Origin of the sequence: Paeniglutamicibacter cryotolerans, from assembly GCF_014190875.1 — a bacterium.
GTDB classification, from domain to species: domain Bacteria; phylum Actinomycetota; class Actinomycetes; order Actinomycetales; family Micrococcaceae; genus Paeniglutamicibacter; species Paeniglutamicibacter cryotolerans.
In genome coordinates this window covers 109,617-133,163 of record NZ_JACHVS010000005.1, presented here as the reverse complement: position 1 = coordinate 133,163, position 23,547 = coordinate 109,617, and the positions used below count along the sequence as shown (strand labels likewise).

Sequence of the window (23,547 nt, the reverse complement as noted above, 5' to 3'; positions counted from 1 at the left end):
GAAAATGATCATTAGGCTAACGGGGGCTGCGGCCCATTGGCTCGTGCTCGTCAGTGCCAGGGCCAGAGCTGCTGCTAGGGTGGCGAATATGATCGCATAACCCCATTTGTAGGATGTTCGCACTTATCCTCCGTAGGGGGTGTCGTAACACTGCTGACCGACTGTTGCAAGGCCCCCAACAATGCCACCTAGCCCAGCGACGACACCAAGAAATCCAACGCCGACTTCAGTTGTGAGAAGACCGGCACCGAAAGTTGCGTAGCCGCTAATCGTTGTTGCAACTCCGCCGATACAGCCCCCCACGTCCCTTCCTGTGGGGTCGTTGTTGTTGGTGGGGTCGTTCGCGGCGTACGCGTACCGGTTGGCGTTGGCCGGGTCCAGTGGTGCGTCCAGGGTGTCTTGCTGGGTCCAGCGTCCGATGGCGGGGTTGTACCAGCGGGCCCCGTATTTGACCCAGCCGGTGGTGCGGTCCTGGGTGCCGTCCTTGAACGCGTACGGGTTTTGGGCGACGGCGTTGCCGCCGGAGACCTGGGTCAGCACGGGTGTGCCGTAGGGGTCGTAGGCGTAGGCGAATGCGACGTAGGGTTCGTTGGTGATCAGGGCCACGGGGCTGCCGGTCCCGTCGTGGACGTAGAGGGCCTGTTTCCCGGATGCGGTGCGCAGCATCAACGGTTCCCCGGTGACCGGGTCGTGTTCGAGGTAGGCGGTGAGGTTGTCCTTCTTCAACTGCTCGATGACCGGCATCCCCTGGGCGTCGGTGCGTCCGTAGGTGAGCTGGTAGGTTCCCGTGGGCGTGGTCTGGGAGAGCAGTTCGTTCTGCGATCCACCGGCGTAGGTGTAGTGATACGTTGCCCCGCCCTTAGTGACGGTCGTCATCTGCTGCGCTGCGTTATAGGCGTAGGTCCCGTTCGGGTCGGCGGTGAGGTTCCCGGCCCCGTCGTAGCCGTACCCGGCGGTGGTGATCTGGTTCGCCGCGTTCACCGTGAACGACTGGCTGCCGCTGATACTGCCGGTGGTGGTGGCGGTCAGCCTGTTCCCCCGGGAATCATAGGTGTAGGTGTACGTCGCCGGCGAGGATCCGCCGGTGATCGCCGCCTTGGTCAGCCGGCCGGCCCGGTCGTAGGTATAGGCGGTGACGGCCCCGGACTTGTTGTCTTTGGTCCACTGGATCTTGGATCGGTCCGTCGAGGCGTTGCTTGGGCAGGTCGGGGCGGTGGACCCGGCGGCGTAGCAGTAGGTGAGGTCCACCACCGTGGTCAGGCCGGCGGTAGCCGATTGTTCTTCGGCCAGGACACCGGTGACCCGGCCGGTGGTGTCGTAACGGGTGCGGGTATGAGCTGCCCAGATTGTGTGCTCGGGGTTGGTATCCATCCAGGTGTCCGTGCGCCGGCCCCGGTCATCAACGCCGAACGCCAACACCCGGGGCGTGCCCTGGTACTGGTACGTCATCGAAGACGGGACACCGGAGGCGTCGAACGCGTACGTTGTCGTGCCCCGGGTATCGGTGGTGGAGGTCAGGTTTGAGGCCTTGTCATAGCCGTAGGCGATGGTCCCTCCGCCGGCCGTGTTCGCCCGCGAGGTCAGCCGGCCCAGCTGGTCGTACCCGTAGGTGGTGGTTCCCTGCGGGTCGGTCCGGGTGGCGAGCTGCCCGTTGTTGTTGTAGGTGTAGGTGGTGTTCGCCGTCCCGCCCGAATGCGTGATGGATCGGACGCGGTCCAGGGCGTCGTAGGTATAGGTCGCGGTGGTCCCGGCACCGTTGGTCGCGGTGGCCGTGCGCCCCCACAGGTCATAGGTGAAGGTCCGCACCCCCAGGGAGGAACCGGTGACCGGGGTGAACTTCGTCAACTGCTTGAGACTGTCGTAGGTGTAGAGGCTCTTGTTGGTTCCGTTGCCCGGGGCCAGCGCGGTGGCAGGAGTCCCGTCGGTGTTGTACGTCAGGGTGGCCGTGGCGGCCAGCGCGTCCTGGGAACTCAACGGGTTCCCGCTCCCGCTGTAGGTGAACAGGGAGGTGTTCCCGGCATCGTCGGTGCCCGAGGTGGGCAGGTAGGCGGTGCTGGCCGCCGTGTTGGCGTAGTCCAGGGCACTGGTGGCCCCGCCGGGGGATTGGGAGGAGGTCAGGGACTGGCCCGAGTTCGCGCCGTAGGCGTTGGTGGTGGTTCCGGCCCCCGGCCCGGTGCCACGGGTGGCGGTGAGGGTGTCGAAGTCCCCGGTATAGGTCGTGGCGCGTTCACGACCCAGGGCATCCACCGCCTGGGACACTCTCTTGGTGGAGGTCAGGGTGTAGGTGGTGCGCGGGACGGTGGTGATGGCAGCGCCCTGGTCGGTGTTGGGTCCGGCGACCAGACTCTGGGTGGTGTCCGGGTAGGCCAAGCGGGTGATTGAGTTCCCGACGCCCGGGGCGGTGTTCACGGCCGTGATCGAGGTGACCCGTCCGGAGGCGTCGTAGCTGAACTTCGTGGTGGCCCCGGTCGGGGAGCTCACCGAGGTGATGCGGTGATCGGTGTAGGTGAAGGTGGTGTTCTTGCCCGCCGCGTCGGTGACCTGGGTCAGGTCCCCGGCGCCGTCGGTGGCCAGGATGACCTGGCGGGCGGATGATCCGCTGGCCTGTCTGAAGCCGGTCAGGATCCCGGCGGAGTCGTAGGTCAGGGTGGCGGTCCGGGCCTCGGTGGCACCGCGGGTGGCGGTGACGGTGGTCGGTTTCCAGGAACTGTAGGCCAGGGTGGTGGCGTTGTTGTTGCGGTCGGCGCTCTGGGTGGGTTTGCCGTCGGCATCGAAGGTAACCACCTGGGCTGTGGTGCGGGAGGTCAGGGTGTAGCCGGTGGCGGTTTTCACCAGGTCGGCCTTGACCCCGGGAGGGGCGGTGAAGGTGGTGGTGGATCCGGTGAGCGGGGTGAACACGGAGACCGATCCGTCGGCGCCGTGGAAGTTGATGCGTGGCCCGTCGGTGGAGAGAACCCCGGTGCCGGCGATGGCCAGGTTCCAGCGCGGCGGGGTGACCACCGAGGGCCCAGCGGCCGGAGGTGTGGCCAGGGAGTTGAAGCTCAGGCCCACCGTGGTGTCCTGGTTGACCCCGCGCAGGGCCAGGCCCCGGAGGGTGAGCAGGAGGTTGCCGGTGCCGACATCCACCGAGGCCTGCACGGTGTCGCTGACCGGGATCGGCAGGGCGGTGGCGCCGGGGCGTTGACCGAGCAGGTCCGTTGGGGCCGGGCCGCCTACCGGTGGGGCGGCGAATGCGGCCGGGGCGATGGCGGTGTTCAGGGAGGCGATCAGGCTCAGCCCGGCCAGCCCGACCAGGGCCGTGTTCCAGGGGCTTCGTCGCTGGGGCCGGGGCGGCACCACGCCCGCGTCGGCGTGGTGATGGTCCGGCGGAACGGTTCCTGGCATTGTCGACCCCCAATTCGAAGCAATGTGATGGGGCATGTTTATCGGCTGACGTGGGTGAAATCAATAGTTCTAGTGGATTGACTTTTTCCGGGGCCCGGGCCTGACCCCGTAGGAGGCGTTCACCTCGGGTGTGACTCGCGGGGAGTGGCCCCCTGCCAAGGGCTCCGGGGGAGGGGTAATGAGGCGCAGAGGTATCCGCCGCATAACGGCTGATCGCAGGCCGGAACGCGCTTAGCCGGTACCGTCGAACCTTGTCCGCAGCTCGGTCAAGCGGCACTCCTCGGCGGCATTGGCATCCGCATCCAGGCCGGTGAGCTGGCGTTCGAGCCGGAGGTGTTCAGGCGTGCCCGGCGAGGCCCTGGCGAGCTCGACCTCGATGTCTGTCATGCTCAGGGCCAGATCACCGCCGATGGTGGATTCGTAGCGGGTGGTCAGGGTGGTGGTGCCCACGGTGCGGGTGCTCCACCCCGGGTTATCCGTGGTGTCGGTGTAGTGCTTGGTTTCAGTGCTCCCGGTCCCGGAGGTTCCCAGGGCCAGCCGGCGGCCGGCGGCCGGCCGGATCCAATCCGATGGTCGTGGTGACCTCACCGCGGGTGAGGGTGCGGGCGCTGTCGTCGTCGTAGTAGCCCAGGGTAATGGCCCCGGTCCCGCCGGCCGTGCTCGAGGTGCGCGGTGCATCGACGGCAGGGATGGTGGTCTGTCGTCCCAACCCGTCATGCATATACCCGCTGCTCACGCGGACGCTGCCGCCCGCAAGACGGCGGCATGATTCTCGGGACGGTTCAGAACGGTCGGCGTTGGAAGCCAGAGGGTCCGGTTCGGAGGCTGCGGTTGATAAAGTTTTGCGGGACATGCCGACGCCCAAGCCGGAGAAACTGCGCGTCTTGCTCCTGGGCGCTTCCTCCGAGGGAGATCTGCGCGTGGGCCGAGAACAGAAGCGTATCCGTGCCGCGGTGGAATCTGCTCTACACCGCAACCAGATTGACCTTGATGTGCGCCCCGCGGCCACCACCGCCGATCTGTTAGACGGAATTACTAGATTCCGACCCCATGTCGTGCACTTCTCTGGACACAGCAACCACGAACTCATTGTCTTCGAGCAGGACGTCGATGAACATCATGAGGGTCATGTTGTCTCGGCGCAAGCTTTTGCAAAGGCAGTTCAAGCAACGGACGACCCACCGCTTCTGGTTTTGATGAACTCCTGTAACTCCGCCTCGCAGATTGACGATGTTGCGGCCAACGCGGTGCCTTTCGCGATTGGTATGGCGGACAGTATTGACGGCGCTGACGCGATTAATGACGCAGCGCAGTTCTATGCAGCCGTTGCCAATGGACGCTCAATCAATTCCGCTCATTTATCTGGTCAGGCGGCGCTTGAGCTCGCCGGGTTGGAGAGCGCGGCCCTCCCCACGCTCGCTTACGCCTGGGATGCCGATCCGGCCACCACATTTTTGGTGAAACCGATAACGGTTGACGAGCGGGTTTAGCTCCTTGGTTGGCGTCGTGGTTGAAGGACAACAACCGGATGCCGGCGGGTCCTCGCACCTATCATGGGTCGTTGGGTACGGAGTGTTTTAGAAGTCGCCTTCCGGCTTGTCCAGCACTTCGTACTGATCCAGACCCTGGGTGGTTACGACGGAAAGGTCGAGCATCTCATCGACGACGTCGCGCATTTCCCGACCTGTTTCGTAGCCATGTTTGGCCGGACCCGTTGGGCCAAACATGGCCAAGGCCCTGGATTTTCCTGCAGAAAAGCGTGGCTGATACCAGATGCCCTTGAATCCACTGGTGTGGAAAGCCGCGGCCCACGCTTGCGGGATGGTGTAGTTGTCCATATTGCTGAGCTCATTAGTGACACGAAACTGGAACACCAGCGGATCGGTGAGCTTTGCGGCCTTGATGCTTTTGTGCAGGGTCACCTGGGAGACCACACGATCGCTGACGAAAGCGTCGTTGATGATTCCGCTTCGGATAAAGTCAGGTCCGACGATTTCACGAACGGCGGTTTCGTCCGTGTTCGCCACATAGCAGGTGCCGTGCGGTTCCCTGATGTCGAAGCGTCCGCCCATGCTCGATGAGTAGAACCAGGGCCCATTGCTGCGTTTGTGTGCCCGACTCCACTGCCTTCCCTGGGATATTTCCTTGATGGGGAAGAGACTGATGTCGGCCTGCTCAGGTGGGGGCTGCTGGGTTGATGATTCCCGGGGCGTGCTGTCATTCACTTAGGCAGACCACCGCGCTGCGGCACGTGTGGCTGAAGACTTCACGACCTCGAAGCAGCCCTCGTCGAGCTGACTCAAGGGGGTTCTCTTCTGAGCATCATCATCTTGTGGGGTGCGCAACCACTGGGCGACCGTGAAAGGATCGGCGCTTTCTCGAAGGACCTTCACGATGTCCCGCACGTCTGCACGGACTTCATTACCGCGGAATTGAAAGACCGGAAAGAGGTTTTCACCATCGACCTTGAGGGCGAGAAGCTTTCCGGAGCGCGCCTTCTTGCTCACTGCTTCGCGGCTGATATCCCACATTGCCTGAAGTGCCTTGGTCGAGTAAACGGGGCCGATCAGGTTGCCATAGGTGCCAGGGGGAGCCGGCACGAGATGGGCCATGCGTCGGGCGAGACCCGCGAAGTCTTTGATGGCTTCAAGCTGTTCATCCGGCAATGCCTTCAGATTGTCGGCCAGCGACTCCATGAGCTCGGTGCGGTTTCGTTCTGCCAGCGTTCCCATGGCGCACCTCCAGTGCTGTCAACTGTGTCAACTGATTGCATTATTCAGTATGCTCTCGCGCACCCACCGCGTCAACCGCGTCAACCAATTGCGCGCGAGAGGCCGTGGATTGTGAGACCGGCCTATCAATAAACCCCGGAGGACTCGTCTGCTGGCCAGCTTCTAGGCCTGAAGCTAATACGCCGCGCACGAACGGGGCGCTAGGTCAGGTGGGAGAGCCGTGTCGGCTGAGGAATTATGCCGTCTGTTTGCGAGGGGGCCCTGGGGGCGATCAGAACCATGCCTGGGCGTGAATCTTCGCTATTGCCGGCTATTCCCGTGGGCCTGAGAGTGGCCGGTCCCCGACATGCCGGTTCTCATTGTCCAGGGGTTCCCGCGATCCCGCCTCCAGTGATGTCGAGGGCCAGTGCCCGATGCGGGCTGGAGCGGTCGATGCCGAGCTGTCGGGCTATCCGGGCCTTGGGAGCGCCGACATCGATCATCTGGCGGGCTTCTGTGAGTTGTTCCGGTTTCAGCTTCCGAGCGCGTCCTTTATCCACGCCGCGGGCTTTGGCTGCCTTGATGCCTTCGGCTTGGCGTTCCTTGCTGATCTAACGCTCCAGCTGGGCGAAGGCGGCCATGATGTTCAGCTGGAACTCCGCGAACGGATCCCTGGCATCGGGACGGAAGCTGGTCCACTCGCTCAGGAACTCGACGGTGACGTCCTTGGCGATCAGTTCGGCAACGATTTGGTTCAGGTCGACCACCGATCGGGCAAGCCGGTCCATGGAGGAAACCACCACGATGTCACCGGCCCGGGTATGGGCGGTCATCTCAGTCAGGGCGTTGCGTCCGGTGCGTTGGGCGTCGTATTGCTTCTCTTCGAAGAGGCGGTCCACCTCTCCGAGGGTGGCCAGTTGGCGGGCGAGGTTCTGGTCGGTGCTCGAGACCGGGCGTAGCCGATGTGCTGCCCCTCGTGTTGCGTCATGTCTAGGGTCATGCACGGTTCTGCCGCAAAAATATGAATAGATACCCTAACGCAACGGTTTTTCTCGGGAGATGAATGTGTTGCGTTGGGGTGTACTCCAAAGCTGCGAGGGGTGATCCAAAATAGAGTAGTGGACGGTTTTTGATTGCCTGCTTCCGAGCCCCTGAACTGTCTCAGAGCCGGTAGTTGCGGATGCTCTGGTTCTTTCCCTTCCAGCTTCGTTTGCCAGAACCTTCGTCGCTGTAGGAGAGGCCTCAGATGTCTCAGCTCTGATGGGAGGGAGCGGTAGTTGTGCCAACCCCTCCCTCAGAGCCTCGTAGGAAAATAGCTCGCTTCCTCCGTTTCCGAGGGGATTCGACTCCAGGGATGCTTCCGCATGTGCTCAGGTGGAGGCTGCGGAAAGCGCCTATGGTGGGCCAGGATATGGGACGAGGGTCGTGGATTTCAGGGTAGTCCAGCCCTATTTGACGTAGGAGAAGACGCCCATCATGCCGCGTTCGGCATGGTAGGCGTTGTGGCAGTGGAAGAGCCACTGGCCCGGATTGTCGGCGTCGAACCGGACGATGATGGTTTCCTTGGGGCGGACGATGATGGTGTCCTTGCGGGCCCCGGTGTCCCCGACCTGGAATGTGTGGCCGTGGATGTGCATCGGGTGCCACATTTCGGTGTCATTCACGAACTTCATTTCCACTCGCTCACCGGCCTTGATATCAAAGGCGTTTTCAAATGGTTTGGCCATGTCGAAGCGATGGCCGTTGATGCCCCAGTCGTAATTCGCCATCCCGCCGGTCAAACGAAGCTCGTGGACCCGGTCAGGTGTCTTGGTCGCCAGGCTCACGGCCGGGTCGGCGGTGAGCTGGCCGCCGTCCACGACCTTGCCCGTCAACGTCTTTGGGAGGCTGCCCCTGGCCGGTGGGGTCCCGGTCCCGGTGGAGAGTAGCCCGTAGGCCATTTGGGCTTTCCCCTCGGCCAGGGCCACCACCGGGGTGTGGCCGTCACGGACGGTCAAAAGCGCGTCGATGCGTTCCCCCATGCCTAGAACCACGGCATCGACCTCGATGTGCTGGACCGGGAAGCCGTCGGTATGGGTCACGGTGAGCTTCTGGTTCGGGACCCCGATCCGGTAGGCAGTGTCACCTGCCGCGTTGATGATGCGCAGCCGGATCCGTTCACCCTTTTTTGCCGTGAAGATCTCCGGGTTCCCGGGTTCCCGGCCATTGAAGAGATGGAATGGGTAGGCGACGTCGCCGGCGTCCACGCCCAGAAAGTCGCTGGTGGCACCCATGAGCATGTGTCCCATCACCATGCCACCGTCGCCCCTGCCGTGATTCATGCCCCCCATGCCGCCCATACCCTCGGAGAGTTCCTTCAAGACCTCGTCCGGGGTACCTGTGATGCCGTCGAGCCAGTCATCCAGGACAATCACCCACTCCTTGTCATACTTCAAAGGTTCCTGGGGGTCATCAATGACCAGGGCCCCGTAGAGGGCCCGTTCGCGCTGCATCTCCACATGCGAGTGGTACCAATACGTGCCCGGATGCGGCAACTTGAAATCGTAGGGGTAATCCTTGCCAGTGCCTACGCCTTCCTGGGTGAGGCCCGGCACCCCGTCGGCATCGTTGCGCAATGCGAGACCGTGCCAGTGGATGCTGGTGGATTCAGGAAGCTGGTTGGCAATGGTGAGGTTGAGCTGGTCTCCGGCCATGCCGCGAAGCGTCGGCGCGACGAGAGAGCCGTCGTAGCCCCAGGTGGTGATGTTCTTCCCCGCCAGGGTGGTGGAGAAAGACCTCGCGGTGAGGGCATGGGAGACGGTTTTTCCTGTGCTCGCCCGCTGGGTTTCGTAGGCGGTGACGAGCGGGTCGGTGGGCAGGATGCGGGCAGTCCCGGTGGTCACGGGCGGTGTGGGTGTGCAGGCGGCCAGGGCTGCCACTGCGGTCGTGGCGACCGAGAGCCCGAGGAACGAACGCCGGTTTAATTGGTGGGTCATGGGGGAATCCTTTATGACATGCGTGTCCGGAGGAGGCACGAAAGAGATGATGCCAGCGACCGTGGGATGGGGCCTGCTGGGCGGGGGCGGGGGCAGGGCATCGCAAAGGGGGGCGCAGCCCGTGGGCCGTGCCGGACCGAGAGGCCAGAAGGAGCTGGTCGGAATGGAACGGTCGGTGGTGGATCCGGGGAATCCCGGATCCACCACCGCAAAAGGGAAGGCCGAAAGGGCTGTTACAAGGCCGTGAGCAGGTCCTTCATGTCCTTGATTTCGGATCCTTGGGAGGACACGATGCTCTTGGCCAGGGCCACGGCGTCGGCATCCTTTCCGTCGGTGACCTCGGATCGGGCCATCTCCACGGCACCCTGGTGATGTTTGATCATCTGGGACAGGAACAGTGTGCTCGCCTCGTTGCCCTGCGCTGCCTTGAGTTTTTCCAGGTCGGCATCGGTCATCATGCCGTCCATGCCGTGGCTTCCGGACATGGTGGTTGGCTCGCCCCATCCGGTGAGCCAAGTGGTCATCTTTTGGATTTCCGGGCCCTGCGCTTTCTTGATGTCCCGGGCCAGCATCGCGATCTGGGGATCGAGGCTGGTCTTGGCCAGCATGATATCGCTCATCTCCACGGCTTGTTCGTGGTGGGGAAGCATCATCTGGGCGAACATCGTGTCAGCGGAATTGTGTGCCCCCTCGGCCACGGGGGTTTGGGCGGTTGCGGTGGCCGAGGTGCCATGGTCCATGCCCGGCATGGTCTCGTCAGCTCCGGTGGAACACCCGGCCAAGGCGATGGCGATGGCGACGGCAGTGGTTGAGAGGACTAGAAATTTCTTCAAGGAGATCATTCCTTCACTAAAAGGGTTCGAAAGGTAAACGGCATTCCCCTGGGGCGTGCCGATGGTGCCCGCCAGCACGGCGGTGGGCAGGTCATCGGTTTACGTTCGGTTGATCGAAAGCTGAATCAGTGAGGGAGGATCGGGGACACGGCCCATCGACTTGGGTCCGGGTGCCCTCGTGAACGCGGTTCGGACTTGGGTCCAGGTGAGTGCCCCCGGGGTCGGCAGGCCCAAAAAATCCGGGCCAAAGGAGGGGACGCAGGTCCCGTGACCGGTCATGGAGGCGTGATCGTCGGAGGGTGAGAAGCCACAGCCGATCGGACCACCGTGAAGGGCAGGCTTGGCCATGCCTGCGACGAGATTGGCCTGTCCAAGGCTATGTGAGGTGGTGGTGCGCTCACCCGCAGTACCCTCCATGGCGGGAGTGAGAACTAACGCCGGGTGGGCCATCGATGCCGAGGCCATCGCCTTTGCATGGACGATACCCATTGTGTGCATGCCAAGCAGGCCCCCGATAAGGGCCAGCACGACGGCGAACAACCCGAGCCGGGATAGGGCGGTTCCCACGATGGGCAGGGATTTGCTCATGCGCACGGCGGGTTCCTTCCTGTGGATGGCCGGATGTAATGGGTTGTTGCGGATTCTACGGGTGTCAGCTGGGTGGTTCGCCGCGGAGCAGGTATCAGCTGGCGTCGGCCGGGTTGAGCTTGAGTCGGCGCAACAATTGCGCGTTCAAGGCGACCACAATCGTGGAGAGAGACATCAGCACAGCACCGGCAGCAGGCGAAAGCACGAACCCGGCAAACGCGAGCACCCCGGCAGCCAAGGGTACGGAAATGATGTTGTAGCCGGTGGCCCAAATCAGGTTCTGCCACATTTTCCGGTAGCTGGCGTGGGAGAGATCCACCATCGACAACACGGCCCTCGGGTCGTTGCCGGCCAGCACCACACCGGCGGATTCCATGGCGACATCGGTCCCGGCGCCGATCGCGATGCCAACCTCGGCGCGAGCCAGTGCCGGGGCATCGTTGACGCCGTCACCGACCATGGCCACCTTGAGCCCGCGCCCCTGCAGTTCGGCGACCTTCTCATCCTTGTCTTGGGGTAGGACCTCGGCGAAAACCTCATCAATATGCAGTTCGGCGGCCACGGCGCGGGCAACCTGCCGTGCGTCTCCGGTGATCATGGCGACCTTGATACCGCGGTTCTGCAGGGCTTGAACTGCCTGACGGGACTCGTCCCGGACCTCGTCCTCCAATGCGAGGGCCCCGATCACGGCGCCGTCCCGCATGACATGCAGCACCGAAGCGCCCCGGTACTTCCATACTTTCGTTTCGCTGGCTATGTCCTCGGGCTCGGTCAGGTTCAGGTCCGCCAATAGTGCAGGACCGCCCACGGCAAGCACTGAATCACCGAGCCTTGCGCTGACTCCGCGACCGGTCATCGACCGGAAGCCCGTGACCGTCACTGACGGCGTCCCCGTCCGCTGGGCGGCGTTGACGATGGCACGGGCCACCGGGTGTTCACTGTCGGATTCGACGGCAGCGGCCAGGGCCAACAATTCGCCCGTGCTCAGGCCCTGGACCGAGGCGACGGCGGTGAGGGAAGGTTCTCCCTTGGTCAGCGTGCCGGTCTTATCAAACAGGACCACATCGATGGTGCGCATCCGTTCCAAAGCCATCCGGTTTTTGATCAGCACCCCGGAGCGGGCGGCTCGTTCGGTGGAAATGGCGATCACCAGGGGGATAGCCAGCCCCAGGGCATGCGGGCAAGCAATGACCAAAACCGTCACGGTGCGGGTCACGGCGTCCGGGATGCTGCCCAGCAAAGACCACACAATGAAGGTGATGACGCCAGCGCCGGCGGCGAAGTAGAACAGGAACGCCGCTGCCCGGTCAGCCAGTGCCTGGGCGCGTGAGGTGGACGCCTGGGCTTGAGCGACGAGTCGTTGGATCCCGGCCAGTGCGGTGTCATCACCAACAGCCGTGACCCTCAGACGCAGCGAACTATCGGTGGCCACGGTTCCCGCCACCAGGGGATCCCCGATGGTACGCGGTACGGTTTTTGATTCGCCGGTGATCATCGATTCATCGACCTCGGCGGAACCCTCGGTGATGATGCCGTCGGCAGGCATCCGCGCCCCCGAGCGAACCAGGACGGTATCCCCGGTGCGCAGCGCGGTGACGCTGATGGTTTCGGTGCCGCCGTCGATGACCCGCTCGGCCTCGTCGGGCAGTAGCGCCGCCAAGGCGTCCAGGGCGCCGCGGGCCGAGCCCAGTGCCCGCATTTCGATCCAATGACCCAGCAGCATGATGGCTACCAGCAAGGCCAACTCCCACCAGAAGTCCAGATCGAAGCCGCCGAGGCCCAGGCTCGTCACCCATGAGGCGGTAAACGCGACCGTGATGGCCATGGAGATCAGCAGCATCATGCCAGGCTGCCTAGCCTTGATCTCTTGTCGTCCTCCCTTGAGGAACGGTTGGCCGCCATAGAAGAAGATGATGGTGCCCAGCAGTGGGGCGATCCACGTCGAGCCGGGGAACTGCGGTGGGGTGTACCCGAGCAGGTGACCGAACATGGGGCTGAAGAACACCACCGGAATGGACAGTGCCAGGGTCAACCAGAATCGGTTTTTGAACATGGCGGTGCTGTGTCCGGCATGCTGGCCCTGGGTGTGGACCGCATGCTCATCATGGTCCACGGCGCCGTGTTTCATCATGCCGTGTCCGATGGCCGTATGGTCCATGTCCGGCATTGACTTGTGGTGGTCGTGATCTTCCATGATTCTCCTGAGGTCAGGGGATGGGCTGTTCTAAGGTGAAGTGATGATCTCCCAGGGAGGTGGCGGTCGGGCCGGTGTTGTTTCGCGACGGTTGGGCCGTGAAAAGTCGGGGCAGGACTGGCCGATGTCTGCGATGGGCATGTTTCTAACATCCAGCCCAACTATACCCCCTAGGGGTATAGTTGATCAAGGTGAAAGAGCACGGGAAAACCGACTTGGCTCTTGCCCCTACCCGGCCCGAGAGCAGCATTTTGACCTCCGAGTGACTGCTACCGCAGAGAACGGTGATAGGCGTGGATGGGTGTCCCGTCCTTTGAATGCCGTTCCTCCACGCAGGTCCACCCCAATTTCTCGTAGAACGTTCCTGCTCCCGCAGCCCCTGCCGTGGTCACAAGCTCGGCCAGGGACGCCTGGTCCGCCCCGGCACGTTCGAGAAATTCCTCCACCAGGAGCCCGCCTATTCCCCCGCCTCGCACCGTTGGCAGCACCACCACTGAGGTGATGACGGCCGTTGCCGGCTGGGAAGTAGTACCGGCATCCGGGGCATGCGTGCGTCCCAGGATGCGTCTCAGGTAGGGCCGGGCCCGGGTGCGCAGAAAGTGAAGCAGTACCCGCGGACGAAGGCAGAGTGCCGACAGCCCAGCGAGCAAGAGGCTCTGCTTATGCTGGTGCAGGACGTCGGCGACGTGGCGTCCTTGGTTGGTTGAACCGATCAGGAAGCCCACTTGCTGCCGAGGGGCATCGTTGGTAACCGCAACCAGCGCCACCCCATATTGTTCGCTCAGAAAGGTTTGCATCCACCGCCGCACGAAGCGGTGTCCCAGACGTGGGAACAACCCCTCGGGCAGGTACCGGATCAAGTAGGAGGCCATCAATCGCAGGTCTTCTTCCGTGGCCTGCCTGATGACCACCAGAGACCGGGGGTTGGGGATATTCGAGACCCTCTGAATCATCGGGTTTCCTCGGTGAAGGTCGTACCGTCGTAGGAGAACTTCACCAGACCGCGTTCCATGGCCATCCAGATGGAAAGTCGTCCACCTGCCAGTGCGGCGGCGCCAATGGCCGCAGGTTGTTCGACCTTGGCACCCAGGGCCGCCCAAGAAGCTCCGGCGTCGAGACTGAGGTACACACTTCCCTCCGGTGTTACCCCAACGACCGTCATCAGATCGGCGAACGCGGCAGTGAGAAGCTGCGGGCCTCCACCCGGAGCGGACCAGGTTTTTCCACTGTTAGTGGATCGCCAGACACCTTCCTCGGTGGTGGCCAGAACGACGGTGTTTTTTGGGTTTCCAACCAACGCATAGGGAGTTGGTGCCAGGGGGCCGATATCCGCCCACTTCTGGCCATCAGTGGTTGAGCGCAGGTTCCCGTCGTATCCGATGATCTGCTCCCTGGTCACGCTCAGTGCATGGAAATCCGAGACCCCTTGCAAGGAGAGGGGTGCCCAGGATTCTCCACCGTCGATGGATTTCATCAGACCCAGGGGATCGGGCAGATCGGTGCCCGGACCGGGATGCCCGGAAGCGTAGAAAGTCCCATCCGAAGCAGCGCTGAATCCCATAAGGTCGATCGTTGGGCCGATCTTCTGGGGGACAACCTCAGTGGCGTCAAAGAGGCCGTGGTGGGTGGCGAGCAGGACTCGTTGAGTTGATTCTTCGATGGTGATGGCGTGGATATGACCGTAGGGGTTAACCGGGGGTAATTCACCGACACTCGAACTCCTTGGTTCACCGCATGCGGCAAGTCCCAGGATGGCAACTGCGGCGAGGGCCGTCGTTGACCACCTTCGGGTACGACGAAAAATGGGCAGGGGGGAAGACATAATTCTCCAGACGAAAAAGAGCAGAAGTGGGCCCGCTGGAGCGCATAGGGGGGGTTGCCCCAAGCTCACTTGGTGCGGGGCTGGTGGCGGCTGACCGCCGACGGAACGGGTCGGCCGGGTCGGCAGAGCTTACTCGTGGGGTAGGAGTCGTTTCTGCGGGGCGTTCATCGCCGATGCGTGGTGGCGCGGGAGCGTAAGAAACAGCGCAGCACTCATCTAAATGGTGTCGGTGGGGACTGGCCCGGTGGTCATGGGCACAGAGGCCTTGGTAGCGCCAAGAACGGCGAAAGAATCCGGATGATCAGGGATTCTCCAGCGGAAACAAGCACGACAAAGGGGTGACCGCCCCGGGGCAAGCCAACTGCTCTTAGGTGCGACTGATCGAAAGTTGGATCAGCGAAGGCGTTGTGTGGGGACGGCTTTGTGGGAACCAAATTACCGGCGGTGCCGCCAGCCCTCGCCCGGGGACCGGGCGGAAAGCCCGGGAAAAAAGGTGGATGAAGAGTCCGCCGATGGACAGGGCCAGGACACACATGCCGATCATGGCCGATTCCGCAGCACCGAGGGAATCCACCGCGAGAAAGGCGGGGGAATCGTCGGCTGAGGTGTGCTGCATCGACGCAGCTACGGCGGTCAGGTCCTGGGGGGAATGCTGATTCCCTGCCTGATTGGTGAGCGCACCCTGGGATCCATGGGCTCCGTGCGGCATCTGGTGATCAATACCGAGAATGTGCATCGCCAGCAAACCCAGGACCAGTGCCACCAAAATGAACGTATGACGAAGCACCGGGGGTAGGACCACTCGGCGTTTGTTCACGACGGGTTCCCTTCCGGCAAATAGTTTCGAAGCTGTTCAGGCGGTGTTCTGGTGCACCCTGGGGAGGCCGCCCTCAGCGCTACAACCTGGGTGTTTTGCATGGCATGACAACAGCCGATACCCCGGTGGGGGAGGCGGCTCCTGCCGGTGCCATGACGAAGCGGGTGAATTCCACAACGCAGTTCCAGCGAAACCACGGATATGGACCCGGGTGTCCCAGTGGCCTTGAATCATTTTATGGGAGCGTGCACGCGAAAGGACAATCGCCCAGTGCGACTGCCCGCAGGCCATCGTCATCCGGGGGCAACTTCTACCCAGCTCAGGCCGGGGAACAACCCGTGCAAGGTGGAGGCCGACAACACCCTATTCACCTCGTGAAATTGAACAATTGCGTCATTGGGCCGGTTGTCTCATCGATGAGGGTCGTGCGTGGGTAATTCAATGTCGTCCACTTCTTGGCTTGCCGATGCCGTGATGGCCTTGACCAACACGTCGTCGAGCTTCGGGAGCGCATGTCAGAGCCGGTGTTCGCCTTCCTTGATAGTCCCCTCAATGCTTGAGAGTGCCGCGTCGGCGACAACAATGATTACCCCACCCTGCAGGCGATGACCCACCAACGCAATTGCAGCCGTGGCACCGCAAGGATCCCGGGTGTGCCGTCAAGAGCTGCCTGTGCCCTGGAAACAAGATCGGGTTCAAGGCCGTCCATGAGTCGACGGCCAATGCTTTTCACCGATCCGAAGAGCAGGATCCTGATCGCTACCGAAATCAGCAGGCCAATGATCGGGTCGGCCAGCGGATGGCCGAGCATCACTCCTACGGCGCCGAACACCACGGCGAGGGAAGTGAATCCGTCGGTGCGTGCGTGCACGGCACCGGCTACGAGCACGGCGGAACCGATCCTTTGACCGACCCGGATCCAGTACACCGCCACCAGTTCGTTCCCGGCGAATCCAATCACGCCTGCCGCACGCACCCACCACAGGTTTTCGAGGGGCTGCGGGTTAAATAGGCGTTCGATCGACTGCCACGCGGCAAGGACAGCTGACAGCGCGATGACCACGATGATGACCAGGCCAGCTAGTGCTGTGTCGTAGCTAATGTTCTCTGAAGATGGCCAACTATGCAAAGACCCTTCCGCTGCGTGTCGGGACCGGGAAATCCTTGAATCAATGACCCGGGGAAAATCCATCAGTGCGGCGGTTGCCTTACGGGCACGCACGGTATTGCTGGCTGCTGGCGGGTCCTCCAACCTTCAGATCACGGAGATCACCGGGTTCAGCGATCCCACGGTCAGGCGCTGGCGCAGGCGCGATGAGGAACTGGGCATCAAGGGCCTGGAAGATGTTCAACGGCCCGGAAAACCGCGGGGAATCGACGAACTTTCCTTGGTTGCCGACACCCTGGCCAACGACGGGAAGCCACCGCTGGAGCTGGGGATCTCGCATTGGTCGGCCCGCATCATGGCCGAACGCCACGTGATCTCCTTTTCCTCCGTGGCACGGATCTGGCGGCGGTGGAAGATCCAACCGCACCGCATCGAGACGTTCAAGTTCTCCACCGATCCGGCCCTGGAATCCAAGCTCCGGGACGTGGGGGGACTCTCCATGTCACCACCGGCGAACGCGGTGGTGGTGAGCATCGATGAAAAGACCCACATCCAGGCCCTCTCACGCACCGCTGCGGACCAGCCACTGGCCCCGAAGAACCTGCAGCAGCAGACCCACGACTACAAGCGAAACGGCACCACCACCTTGTTTGAGGCACTGGATGTCCTGACCGGGAAACTCAGCGCAAACGCGTTCTACCAAAAGCACACGAACGTGGAATTCGTTGACTTCCTGAATCAGGTCGCCCAGGCCCATCCCTTCGTTGACGTGCACGTTATCTGCGACAACTACGCCACGCACAAGCATCAGAATGTGAAGGAGTGGTTGGCGGCGAACCCCCGGGTGACGATGCACTTCACCCCGACCAGCTGCTCGTGGCTGAACATGGTGGAGATCTTCTTTGGCGTCATCACCCGCCAGTGTCTCAAGCGCGGCACTTTCTCCTCGGTCAGAGATTTCCAAGAAGCCCTGGAACGCTACATTGAGCACTACAACAAGGACGCTAAACCGTTCGTGTGGACCACATCAGCTGATCATTTGTTGGGCAAGATGAAACGCAAACAAATTATTAACACTGAACACTAGGGGTTTGAGGGGACCGAGACGCGGCCCAGCAGAGTGTCTACGGATAGTAGGCACCGTACTGCTCTGGGTGCTTATTAGGCCTGTGCTTCCGGTGGAGCCTCATCATCGGTGGGTTCATCGACGTACGCATCGATTCCAGGATCTTCGTTGAGTTCCAGCTCCCGGTCGTGCACTTCGTCCCACACCACCAACCGCTCACCGTCCGGGCCCGTGGGGAGCTCATCGTCCAGGTCCAGGGGTCGGGCATCATCCGGTGCGATGACGCCTTGCGCGATGGCCGCGGCATCGGCCGGGTCCAGGGGGTCAATAGCTTCGCTCATTGATCTGCCTCCTGTTCACCAGTGATGGAAAGAAAAGCGCTAGCACGGGATACCACGGTAGGACAGGCCGGGAAGTGTTTCAAGGCCGGTCAACCAAGGATGATCTTCACCCAGGGTGCGTGCCGATGCGCCGGAGCGGAATCAGCTTTCCGAGGTGTTCTGCTGCTGGTCAGGCTTCGCTTCCTGCCGGTCGAGCTTGTTTTTCAGCGAGATGTTTTCTGCCTCCAGGGACAGCACCAGCCGGATTCCCGACAGGTTCAGACCTTGGGCGAGGAGATGGGAGATCCGACGCAGGATATCCAGGTCCTTCTCGCTGTAGCGGCGAGTTCCCCCTTCGGTGCGTTGGGGGTCCAGAAGACCTTTGCGTTCATAGAGGCGCAGGTTCTGCTGACCGGTGCCCACCAGTTCGGCGGCGACCGAAATCGCTTACACGGCCAGGTCCTTTGGTCTCTTCTGAGTCATCTTCCCGTCCTTTCCCTTATCCCTGAGTCGATCAGTGCGGGGAGTCCGGCAGGCCCTTTCCTTGTACTGGTCCTGCATGTACCCTGACAGCTATCGCGGTCGCTTCGGCCGTGGCGAGGGTTCCGCAGTGCTGGGGGAGCGCTAGAGGAGACTATCCTGCCCCCGCCATTCCATCAGAATGGCAGGAGAACACCATGTTCGAGCAGAAATTCATCACCACGTCGATGGCCAGGAGCGCGGAAAACACCCTTGACCGCAGGAAGCTGTTCAGCGCCGCCGCTGCGGCAGGCCTCGTGGGTACCGGCGCACTGTTCTCTGCCCCGGCCGCAGCCGCCCATTCCGGTGAGCGCGATCACGAGCATGAGGATGAGCATGAGGGCGGCCCCAGTGATTCGGCCATCCTGAACTTCGCACTGAACCTGGAATACCTCGAGGCCGAATTCTACCTGCGTGCGGTCACCGGTGCTGGCTTGCCCAACAGCCTCACCGACGGCCGGGGAAGGAAAGGCGGGGTCACCGGTGGCAGCAAGGTCCCGTTCACCGCCGGCAGCCTCATCCAGAAGTACGCCGTGGAGATCGCCATGGATGAAAAGGCCCATGTCCGGTTCCTGCGCAGCGCGCTGGGCAAAGCCGCCGTGGCCCGTCCTCCGATCGATTTAAAGGCCAGCTTTACCGCCGCCGCTCGCGCTGCCGGACTCATCAGCGCGGGGCAGAGCTTCAACCCGTTCAAGGATGAAACAAGTTTCCTGCTCGGAGCGTTCATTTTCGAGGACGTCGGCGTCAGCGCCTACAAGGGGGCAGCACCGTTCATTGACAATAAGACCTACCTCGAAGCGGCTGCCGGCATCCTTGCCGTGGAGGCATACCACGCCGGCATCATCAGAACCACCATGTATGCCCGAGGTCTTCAGGCTCCGACCCAAGCCATCTCGAACGCCCGCGACAGCCTCGATGGCAAGACGGACCGTGACCAGGGCATCGGAACGGCCAAGGTCGCCAACCTCGTGCCCGCCGACGCCAACGCCCTGGCCTTCAGCCGAACCCCTGGCCAGGTCTTGAACATCGCCTACCTGAACCCGAAGTCGGTCACATCCGGCGGGTTTTTCCCGCACGGTGTCAACGGAAAGCTCAACCGAAGCGGAAGTAACTAAAGCACCTTCCATATATGAGCTAGTCCTTCCTCGTCGTCAACGGAACGGGCAGCTGTCGTTGGTGATCAAGGATCCCTTCGACAGATGCTACGTTCCGGTGATGTCGAGCTGGTTCGGCCCGGAGGACTGGGCGCAGCCGTGGAAGGACACCTTGTTGTCCGTGGGTGCGGCTTCGCTGCCCGGAGGCACGCGATGAGCGAAGACTCTTTTGTTGCACATCGAGGCCGGCCCATTGATTGACGCCCCTAGCTCGGCGATGCCATTTATCTCACTCGAGGGATACTCTCCACAGCCGAACAGCGGTCAGACCCCGCGAACGCCGGAGCCTTCTGCCCACGCAGTGCGCGAGGCGAACGGAGGCCCTCCAAGTGAGGGGTCTGATGCCTCTTGAAGGCGGTCCATCCGGGACTACCAGTGCTCGGGACGAGACCGGTGGAATATTACCGAGCAGCATGAGCCTCCGCCAGGTCTGGAGCGCAGCGGCCCCTGGGTGCGCGGACACGGTGGCAATGAAAGCGGCCTGCATGGGAGGCGTGATGTCCACTGGTCGCAGGAAAAATCTCCGATTCTCACCGGGAAACAGGCCTCATGTGGTGGCCATCGTGCGCAACATCGCCACCATCTTGCTCGAAGGCCGGAGCAATCACCACCTTGCCGAAGCCACCGGCAAGATGAGGAATTATCCCGCTCTGGTACTGCGCCTGGTCGGAATTCGCTTGGCCTGACGACTTTGCAGACACCCTGCCTGGGGAAACTCCCTTCCCTGCCCCTGCACGTCGCGGGAGCTATCGAACGGTGGTGGCGGGCGTAGTTCTGTCACTATCACGGGTCAGCAGCAAGGCAAAGGCGACCATGACGATACCCAAGACCAGGTGCAGCCAGTTGTCCGCGCCGTTCACCGGCACGAAATTGGCGTTTGAGTCATGGTCGATGAAGAGCCCGTAGATCCATAGGAGGAGATAGATGACTCCGCCCCAAAGCAGGTAGCCCCGTGCCCCGGACCACGTCTTGGCCAAGGCAATGCCTGCGACACCGAAGAGCAGATGGACCACATTGTGCAGGACTGAAACTTGGAAGATGCCCAATAACAGTGCCTCGGAGTGGTGGCTGGCGAAGGAGAGCTGGTCGTAGTTGGACGTGATCCCGGGAATGAACCCCAGGATCCCGACTAGGAGAAAGACGGCACCGAACGCCAAAGCCACCATCTGGACGCTGGTGCGCGCGGTTCCGGTACCTGCAGTGCGGCTGCTCATGGTATTTGTCCTTTCCCAAGTTCGTTACCGCAGTGTTCTGCTGCGTTCTCACATCGTGCATCTCCTGGGCCGTTATTGGAACCCCCCGCGCAGTTTGATATTCCGGCCCCCCGCATCTTTTCGGCGTGAAGGAAGGGCATGTCGGCAGTACGGTATCTAAGGCGATTCGTTCAGAGCCTCACGTATGGTTTTCACCGGGATCCTGGATAATGATTCGTAGGTCAACGCCGCCTTGCTCGTCATGTCTGCGGTACACATCCAGATGGCGGCGCCAAGCACCCTGCCCCATCGCGGCGCGAGGGTCTTGGCCGAAAATTCCATGGCCCGCAGCACCGGCAAGGGGACATGGAGCACGCGACCGGAGCCGTATCGGGTGATGACTAATGAGGCAAGCTCGTTGAACGTCAAGTTCTCAGGCCCGGCCACCTCCACGGCGGACCGGTACAGGTCACGGCTTTGAGCCGCGACGAGTGCCGTACAGGCCGCATAGGAGGCACATACGAAGTTGACCGGCCTGTCTCCTGAACCAAAGACCACCACCACCCCGTGCCGGTCCAAGGATTCTTCCATGATCCCGGTGAACGTTTCAAGGATGATGGTGGGGCGCAGGATCGTCCATCCCAGCTCCGAGTCGCGTAAGGCCTGTTCGGCGGTGAACTTCATGCGGTTGAGTTCCAAATGGTGCCCAGCTTCGGCGCCCCGGACCGAGAAGAGAACGAACCGCTGCACCCCGGCATCCTGTGCGGCGCGGATCAAGTTCAGGTTTCCATCGCGGTCAACGACGGCAGGAGAACTGCCCGAGGAGGGCCCGAAGCCCGTCATGGCGGAAATGATCATGTCGCAGCCGCAGACGGCAGCGGCAAGATCCGGTGAATGCTGGACATCCCCCACCACCGCCGGGGAGCCGGCTGCTTCCAAGCGACGTGCGCTCTCGAGGCTACGGGTCAAGACCCGATGCGGCTGCCCGGAATCCTGCAGGAGGCGGACCAGCTCCCTGCCCACGGTCCCGGTCCCGCCGGTCAGCAAAATCATGACGGTTTTCCCTCCGAAGGGGCCGGCTCGCTGGACGGCGCGAGGTCACCGAGGAGGGATCCAACGGCCGCAGACACGGTTCCGGCCCGGTCTTGGACAGGCTCAAGGTAGAACGTTGCCTCCGTAATGAGCCCGGTGTCGACGGTAAAGACAACGATGCCCACCATCCGGTGGGGCTGTCCGTCCAGCCGGGTACCAACCATTTCCCATTCGCTCCAGACGGTAGCCCCAGAAGTGGCGCAGCGGATGATGTGGGCGCGGAGGTCCGGGACGGCGTTAAGGATGCGCCTCCAGTTTTCCCGGACCTGGTGGGGGCCGGTGAAGCCGCGGGAGGGATGAGCCGGGGTCTGGTTGATGTAGGCGGGGGAGAACTGGGCAACAATGGCCTCGAGATCGTGGGCGTTGGTAGCATCTCGCAACTTTTCAACGACCGACAGGGCCTCCCGGTCTAAAGCGGCGGAGATAGCCATGGAGAACCTCCCAAGAAATTAGTTACACTTACCTGTATCTAATTTGGAGGTTACGCCCCATGGCATTGCCGGTCAAGACATCGCGCCCCTACGATTCTTCCGCACGCCGGCAGGGTGCCGAACACAAACGCCAAGCCATCCTTGACTCGGCGCGCACATTGTTTCTCGCATCTGGATACGTCGGGACCACCATTGCGGCGATCGCCGCAGAGGCCGTTGTTTCCACCGAGACCATCTATAAAACCTTCGGCTCCAAGGCCCGTCTGCTTCGCGACATCTACAACGAGGGCTTGCTGGGAGTAGGTCCGGTGTCAGCCGAACAGCGCTCCGACCTCCTGCAGGCTGAAGCAACTGATGGCAGGGGGCTTCTCCTTGCCCTGGGCATGTTCACTGCGGAGATCGGACCGCTGGCCGCCCCCATTCGCACGCTCATTCGAGATGCCGCAGCCCAGGACGAGCAAATGGCCAGGCTGCTGGTGGAAATCGATCAGGATCGGTATGAGCGCATGCTGCACAACGCCCGCCACATGGTGGACCGTAATCTGCTCGCCACGGGCATCACCGCGGAGTTTGCCGCAGATATCATGTGGTTCTACACGGCCCCCGAGGTTTGCGAGAAGCTGATGCTGGGCCGCAACTGGACTGCGCGCGAGCTCGGTACCTTCGTGGGCAAGGCGATTGGCGCCGCGCTACTTGATGAGGGTTCTCTCGATTAGCGCGGCCAGGAGCGCCAGCATTTCCGGCGCTCCTGATTGCGTGCACTTCAGGAGCAACCATGCCTCGTCACCCCATCCTGGGGCGCCATGCTCCGGATGGCCCGAGCAGCACAGGGGGTGCGCCCCAGCTCGCGGCCCGGGTGGTCCACCACAAGAAAGCGAGGGTTCACCGCAGTAGCTGCGTTGGCGCATGTGCAGGAAATAGAGGGTCCGCTGCCGGCCCGCACCGGTATCGGTGGGTGTTCCCACCGATACCGGTGCGCTGGCAGCGGGGATGATCGGGGGCTTGGTGGAACATGATGGTACTGCGGATCGTCGCGTGAACCGCTGCCAGGTTGCCGGTGCCGATGCGGTGCCGCGGAATCGCTTCGGCTCCGGTGGCGTGCACGGGTCATGATCGTCTCGGTTGCCGATAAGTGACGTGCTGCTCAGCAGTGTGCGACGAACCAGGGAAGGCGAAATGGGCACCACGGGTTCGGTTCGGCACCTGCGCTGCGCTGGCAATGAAGATGACTGTGAAGCATGTGGCAGGTTGGTGCACATGGCTCCTGGCGACCTGCGTATCAGAAGCCGGTTACACCTGTCCCCAAATCCGGGAATCCCCGTGCAGGCACTGTGGAAAAC

Annotated in this window: 25 protein-coding genes; 5 read left to right on the top strand and 20 right to left on the bottom strand. The window is 62.4% G+C overall.

The genetic code is table 11. The features are described from left to right. Positions 1 to 123: 123 nt before the first annotated feature. The 3 genes from E9229_RS18715 to E9229_RS18705 all read right to left on the bottom strand — a co-directional run bounded on the left by E9229_RS18715 (position 124) and on the right by E9229_RS18705 (position 4,093). Positions 124 to 3,384 carry an RHS repeat-associated core domain-containing protein gene (locus tag E9229_RS18715; protein ID WP_183513294.1) on the bottom strand — a complete coding sequence of 1,087 codons (3,261 nt, stop codon included), beginning with the start codon at positions 3,382 to 3,384 and terminating at the stop codon, positions 124 to 126. A gap of 231 nt (positions 3,385 to 3,615) precedes the next feature. Continuing rightward, on the bottom strand, positions 3,616 to 3,834 hold the full coding sequence (locus E9229_RS18710; RefSeq protein ID WP_183513293.1) for a hypothetical protein: 219 nt from the start codon (positions 3,832 to 3,834) through the stop codon (positions 3,616 to 3,618). A gap of 52 nt (positions 3,835 to 3,886) precedes the next feature. Next, entirely contained in the window at positions 3,887 to 4,093 is a 207-nt protein-coding gene (locus tag E9229_RS18705) for a hypothetical protein (RefSeq protein WP_183513292.1), read from the bottom strand. Positions 4,094 to 4,235: 142 nt separating this feature from the next. Here E9229_RS18705 and E9229_RS18700 point away from each other — a divergent pair, with 142 nt between their 5' ends. Then, a complete protein-coding gene (locus E9229_RS18700) occupies positions 4,236 to 4,874 on the top strand; it encodes a CHAT domain-containing protein (protein ID WP_246380974.1) in 639 nt (212 codons plus the stop codon). Positions 4,875 to 4,961: 87 nt separating this feature from the next. Here the strand turns inward: E9229_RS18700 and E9229_RS18695 are convergent, their stop codons facing one another. The 12 genes from E9229_RS18695 to E9229_RS18645 form a co-directional block, all read right to left on the bottom strand. Continuing rightward, positions 4,962 to 5,609, bottom strand: a complete 648-nt coding sequence (locus tag E9229_RS18695) for an RES family NAD+ phosphorylase (RefSeq protein ID WP_183513291.1) — start codon at positions 5,607 to 5,609, stop codon at positions 4,962 to 4,964. After that, positions 5,610 to 6,116, bottom strand: a complete 507-nt coding sequence (locus E9229_RS18690) for a hypothetical protein (RefSeq protein ID WP_183513290.1) — start codon at positions 6,114 to 6,116, stop codon at positions 5,610 to 5,612. 356 nt (positions 6,117 to 6,472) lie between these two features. Then, complete coding sequence (locus E9229_RS19765) at positions 6,473 to 6,598, bottom strand: hypothetical protein (RefSeq protein ID WP_281369655.1); 126 nt, start codon at positions 6,596 to 6,598, stop codon at positions 6,473 to 6,475. A gap of 108 nt (positions 6,599 to 6,706) precedes the next feature. Next, positions 6,707 to 7,099: a recombinase family protein gene (locus E9229_RS19585; RefSeq protein ID WP_312855761.1), complete on the bottom strand. Its 393-nt coding sequence runs from the start codon at positions 7,097 to 7,099 to the stop codon at positions 6,707 to 6,709. 444 nt (positions 7,100 to 7,543) lie between these two features. Further along, positions 7,544 to 9,070, bottom strand: a complete 1,527-nt coding sequence (locus E9229_RS18680) for a multicopper oxidase family protein (protein ID WP_183513289.1) — start codon at positions 9,068 to 9,070, stop codon at positions 7,544 to 7,546. A 233-nt stretch (positions 9,071 to 9,303) separates the two neighbouring features. Beyond that, the gene (locus E9229_RS18675) at positions 9,304 to 9,912 is read right to left on the bottom strand and encodes a DUF305 domain-containing protein (protein WP_183513288.1); all 609 of its coding nucleotides are present in this window, start codon (positions 9,910 to 9,912) and stop codon (positions 9,304 to 9,306) included. 90 nt (positions 9,913 to 10,002) lie between these two features. Then, entirely contained in the window at positions 10,003 to 10,497 is a 495-nt protein-coding gene (locus E9229_RS18670; RefSeq protein ID WP_221184796.1) for a DUF6153 family protein, read from the bottom strand. Between the two features lie 88 nt (positions 10,498 to 10,585). Beyond that, complete coding sequence (locus E9229_RS18665; RefSeq protein WP_183513286.1) at positions 10,586 to 12,685, bottom strand: copper-translocating P-type ATPase; 2,100 nt, start codon at positions 12,683 to 12,685, stop codon at positions 10,586 to 10,588. A 269-nt stretch (positions 12,686 to 12,954) separates the two neighbouring features. Continuing rightward, positions 12,955 to 13,638, bottom strand: coding sequence for a GNAT family N-acetyltransferase (locus E9229_RS18660; RefSeq protein ID WP_183513285.1), 684 nt, complete (start codon positions 13,636 to 13,638; stop codon positions 12,955 to 12,957). Beyond that, positions 13,635 to 14,507: a F510_1955 family glycosylhydrolase gene (locus E9229_RS18655; RefSeq protein WP_183513284.1), complete on the bottom strand. Its 873-nt coding sequence runs from the start codon at positions 14,505 to 14,507 to the stop codon at positions 13,635 to 13,637. Before E9229_RS18655 ends, E9229_RS18660 begins: the two co-directional genes overlap by 4 nt. Positions 14,508 to 14,874: 367 nt before the next feature. Continuing rightward, complete coding sequence (locus tag E9229_RS18650) at positions 14,875 to 15,324, bottom strand: DUF6153 family protein (protein ID WP_183513282.1); 450 nt, start codon at positions 15,322 to 15,324, stop codon at positions 14,875 to 14,877. A gap of 586 nt (positions 15,325 to 15,910) precedes the next feature. Further along, a complete protein-coding gene (locus E9229_RS18645) occupies positions 15,911 to 16,453 on the bottom strand; it encodes a cation diffusion facilitator family transporter (RefSeq protein ID WP_407671398.1) in 543 nt (180 codons plus the stop codon). A 43-nt stretch (positions 16,454 to 16,496) separates the two neighbouring features. Between E9229_RS18645 and E9229_RS18640 the strand changes: the two genes are divergently transcribed. Beyond that, positions 16,497 to 17,519 carry an IS630 family transposase gene (locus E9229_RS18640; RefSeq protein ID WP_183513281.1) on the top strand — a complete coding sequence of 341 codons (1,023 nt, stop codon included), beginning with the start codon at positions 16,497 to 16,499 and terminating at the stop codon, positions 17,517 to 17,519. Positions 17,520 to 17,593: 74 nt separating this feature from the next. On the opposite strand, the gene E9229_RS18635 is transcribed toward E9229_RS18640, so the two are convergent. Further along, positions 17,594 to 17,839 (bottom strand): hypothetical protein, encoded by a 246-nt coding sequence (locus E9229_RS18635; protein WP_183513280.1) that lies wholly within the window; start codon positions 17,837 to 17,839, stop codon positions 17,594 to 17,596. Positions 17,840 to 17,980: 141 nt separating this feature from the next. Further along, a complete protein-coding gene (locus E9229_RS18630) occupies positions 17,981 to 18,262 on the bottom strand; it encodes a MerR family transcriptional regulator (RefSeq protein WP_407671405.1) in 282 nt (93 codons plus the stop codon). Between the two features lie 233 nt (positions 18,263 to 18,495). On the opposite strand from E9229_RS18630, the gene E9229_RS18625 reads away from it, so the two are divergent. Together E9229_RS18625 and E9229_RS19760 are read left to right on the top strand one after the other, a co-directional pair. Next, positions 18,496 to 19,452: a ferritin-like domain-containing protein gene (locus tag E9229_RS18625; protein WP_183513278.1), complete on the top strand. Its 957-nt coding sequence runs from the start codon at positions 18,496 to 18,498 to the stop codon at positions 19,450 to 19,452. 602 nt (positions 19,453 to 20,054) lie between these two features. Next, positions 20,055 to 20,177, top strand: coding sequence for a hypothetical protein (locus E9229_RS19760; protein ID WP_281369654.1), 123 nt, complete (start codon positions 20,055 to 20,057; stop codon positions 20,175 to 20,177). 60 nt (positions 20,178 to 20,237) lie between these two features. On the opposite strand, the gene E9229_RS18620 is transcribed toward E9229_RS19760, so the two are convergent. The 3 genes from E9229_RS18620 to E9229_RS18610 all read right to left on the bottom strand — a co-directional run bounded on the left by E9229_RS18620 (position 20,238) and on the right by E9229_RS18610 (position 22,207). After that, positions 20,238 to 20,705, bottom strand: a complete 468-nt coding sequence (locus E9229_RS18620; protein WP_183513277.1) for a DUF4383 domain-containing protein — start codon at positions 20,703 to 20,705, stop codon at positions 20,238 to 20,240. Positions 20,706 to 20,861: 156 nt separating this feature from the next. Beyond that, entirely contained in the window at positions 20,862 to 21,737 is an 876-nt protein-coding gene (locus E9229_RS18615; protein ID WP_183513276.1) for an SDR family oxidoreductase, read from the bottom strand. Then, a complete protein-coding gene (locus E9229_RS18610) occupies positions 21,734 to 22,207 on the bottom strand; it encodes a nuclear transport factor 2 family protein (protein ID WP_183513275.1) in 474 nt (157 codons plus the stop codon). Before E9229_RS18610 ends, E9229_RS18615 begins: the two co-directional genes overlap by 4 nt. Positions 22,208 to 22,266: 59 nt before the next feature. On the opposite strand from E9229_RS18610, the gene E9229_RS18605 reads away from it, so the two are divergent. Beyond that, a complete protein-coding gene (locus E9229_RS18605) occupies positions 22,267 to 22,923 on the top strand; it encodes a TetR family transcriptional regulator (RefSeq protein WP_183513273.1) in 657 nt (218 codons plus the stop codon). Positions 22,924 to 23,547 lie beyond the last annotated feature (624 nt).

Excerpts from the sequence above, each read along its gene's own strand:
- E9229_RS18675 (WP_183513288.1), bottom strand. The coding sequence starts at position 9,912 with ATGATCTCCTTGAAGAAATTTCTAGTCCTCTCAACCACTGCCGTCGCC.
- E9229_RS18635 (WP_183513280.1), bottom strand. The coding sequence starts at position 17,839 with ATGAGCGAAGCTATTGACCCCCTGGACCCGGCCGATGCCGCGGCCATC.
- E9229_RS19765 (WP_281369655.1), bottom strand. The coding sequence starts at position 6,598 with ATGATCGATGTCGGCGCTCCCAAGGCCCGGATAGCCCGACAGCTCGGC.
- E9229_RS18665 (WP_183513286.1), bottom strand. The coding sequence starts at position 12,685 with ATGGAAGATCACGACCACCACAAGTCAATGCCGGACATGGACCATACG.
- E9229_RS18640 (WP_183513281.1), top strand. The coding sequence starts at position 16,497 with ATGACCCGGGGAAAATCCATCAGTGCGGCGGTTGCCTTACGGGCACGC.
- E9229_RS18660 (WP_183513285.1), bottom strand. The coding sequence starts at position 13,638 with ATGATTCAGAGGGTCTCGAATATCCCCAACCCCCGGTCTCTGGTGGTC.
- E9229_RS18680 (WP_183513289.1), bottom strand. The coding sequence starts at position 9,070 with ATGACCCACCAATTAAACCGGCGTTCGTTCCTCGGGCTCTCGGTCGCC.
- E9229_RS18625 (WP_183513278.1), top strand. The coding sequence starts at position 18,496 with ATGTTCGAGCAGAAATTCATCACCACGTCGATGGCCAGGAGCGCGGAA.
- E9229_RS18700 (WP_246380974.1), top strand. The coding sequence starts at position 4,236 with ATGCCGACGCCCAAGCCGGAGAAACTGCGCGTCTTGCTCCTGGGCGCT.
- E9229_RS18715 (WP_183513294.1), bottom strand. The coding sequence starts at position 3,384 with ATGCCAGGAACCGTTCCGCCGGACCATCACCACGCCGACGCGGGCGTG.
- E9229_RS18605 (WP_183513273.1), top strand. The coding sequence starts at position 22,267 with ATGGCATTGCCGGTCAAGACATCGCGCCCCTACGATTCTTCCGCACGC.
- E9229_RS18620 (WP_183513277.1), bottom strand. The coding sequence starts at position 20,705 with ATGAGCAGCCGCACTGCAGGTACCGGAACCGCGCGCACCAGCGTCCAG.
- E9229_RS18655 (WP_183513284.1), bottom strand. The coding sequence starts at position 14,507 with ATGTCTTCCCCCCTGCCCATTTTTCGTCGTACCCGAAGGTGGTCAACG.
- E9229_RS18610 (WP_183513275.1), bottom strand. The coding sequence starts at position 22,207 with ATGGCTATCTCCGCCGCTTTAGACCGGGAGGCCCTGTCGGTCGTTGAA.
- E9229_RS18690 (WP_183513290.1), bottom strand. The coding sequence starts at position 6,116 with ATGGGAACGCTGGCAGAACGAAACCGCACCGAGCTCATGGAGTCGCTG.
- E9229_RS18615 (WP_183513276.1), bottom strand. The coding sequence starts at position 21,737 with ATGATTTTGCTGACCGGCGGGACCGGGACCGTGGGCAGGGAGCTGGTC.